This window comes from Microcoleus sp. PH2017_24_DOB_U_A (genome assembly GCF_020738205.1).
Classification (GTDB): domain Bacteria; phylum Cyanobacteriota; class Cyanobacteriia; order Cyanobacteriales; family Microcoleaceae; genus Microcoleus.
Genome location: NZ_JAEQCT010000204.1, coordinates 1 through 1,860, shown reverse-complemented (window position 1 = coordinate 1,860; position 1,860 = coordinate 1). Strand labels below are relative to the sequence as shown.

Sequence of the window (1,860 nt, the reverse complement as noted above, 5' to 3'; positions counted from 1 at the left end):
AAATATCACGCTCATCCGAATCGCCTGTTCACGCTTAATTATTTGTGGGTGGAATTGTCGCATCTTCCAGAAATAGAAATAAATTGTCAATCAGCCCACCGTAACGTTTTCGTAACCGTATACCATCCGGATGGTGTGGTGCTAAATCCAAAATCTTGGTTAATCTTTCCTGTAAATTTTCTCGATATTGATTGAGTCTAGTATCATCCATATTCTCCCGTCGCCGATGGATGATAAAAGCCCTTAATAATAACCTCTTCATCGCTGGGGCAAAAATCCTGTCCCCAGCATCAATTGCATATTGGCAATCCCGCAGTTGATGGGCTAAACACACTTGCCATTGTGGTGCTGGGTGATTTTTTTGAGCGCTAAATAAGTCTGACACCCAAATATCGGGACGATGTTCTCCTAGAACTTCGTTAATTACTCCAGTTCCTCGACTCGGACGGATGACGTGTAAACAAACATCCTGGTTCTGAAACACCCACTCCCACTGATTCTGTCCGTTAACTCTCGCGCTCGTTTCATCTGAACAAATTAATTTTGCCCGCCGCAGCCGTTGTAGTATTTGACTTACTTGATCGTCTAAACTGGTTTTTACCTTCCCCAGCAGGTTGGCGATTGCTCCTTCGGATATCTTGAGTCGAAAGACCTCTCCAAATATAGACGATAGCCGTTCGTAACTGATGGCATGAGTGTAACGGAGATATGTAACTAAGCTTTGAATTGAACTGCCAAACGGTGAACCTGGTTCCATTCCCAATGGTACAGGTGCAAGATATTCGGTTTGACAGCAGGCACACTGACCACCATAACGTTCACGGAGGGTGACGATGGGGCGAATTGGAGGTAGTTCGATTTTTTCGTAGACGGATTGCAATTTTTGGGCGGTGGCGGTGACTTTTTCTCCACAATGGGGACAATTTTTGAGTTGGGCGATGATTGTTTGGTCGGGATGAGGATGTAATTCTCTTCCCCCTCCCGCTCTTCCTAGGCTTTTTTGTCTTTTGCTCCCCTCTATTTTCGAGGACTTAATGTTGGACTTGAATCCTTTGGACGGTGGAGTGCTGGAATTTTTGCTCGTTTTTTTAGGAGATGGCTCTGGCTCGCTCCCATAGCTCTACTATCAAGGCTTCTTTTGCCTCGTTCGATAGTTGTTTTAAGTCGGGGAGTTTTTCCATTCCTTTATCTAATGTCTATCTTGTCTTCTTGTCAAGGGGGTTGAGCAATTACGTTGACGGTATACTTCTGTGACTACTAGCAGCTTTTTGTAGTCAGATTTACTTAGGGACTGTAGCTGACCCATTGCCTCGATATTAGCTAAATTTCTTTTGATATATTGGAGTTGTTTTTTAATCGTTTTTCTTCGTTCTTTTCGTCGTGGTTTGCGGTTTTTTGCTAGGGTTAGGTATTCTTTTCTGGCTCTGTTTCGATATGTCCTCGGCTTTTTTTTTACGGGTGACTTAATTTGATTATGTAGAGCATCTATGATTTTTTCAGTATGTTCTCTGGCTTGATTTAATAGTCCTAAGTCCGTCGGATATTTAAGGTCGGCTGGCGCACAGGTTGCATCTAATATTAATTTTCCTTGATTTTTAGGTTCACTTATTTCTGATGACTTTTTTTCAACCAGCTCTCCTGGCACTTCGGTCTGCTCTTTGACCATTTTTTCGTTGATTTTATTGACTAAATTGACACCTATTCTCTCCCTAAAATGAACGAACATAGATGAATCAAATGGTGCAGCATTACTATAGGCTTTCATGCCTATAAAGTATTGTAGGTATGGGTTTTCTCTTATTTGTTCTAGCGTTTCTTTGTCGCTGGTTCCTAGCCTTTCTTTAATTATTAATGCCCCCA

Annotated in this window: 1 protein-coding gene and 1 pseudogene; both read right to left on the bottom strand. The window is 42.2% G+C overall.

Going from position 1 to position 1,860, the window contains the following annotated elements; translation table 11 throughout:
- Window positions 1–34 precede the first annotated feature (34 nt).
- Window positions 35–1,021, bottom strand: a complete 987-nt coding sequence (locus tag JGK07_RS33010) for an IS66 family transposase (protein ID WP_293291242.1) — start codon at window positions 1,019–1,021, stop codon at window positions 35–37.
- A gap of 258 nt (window positions 1,022–1,279) precedes the next feature.
- Window positions 1,280–1,860 (bottom strand): annotated as a pseudogene (locus JGK07_RS33005) (transposase); the annotation flags it as partial.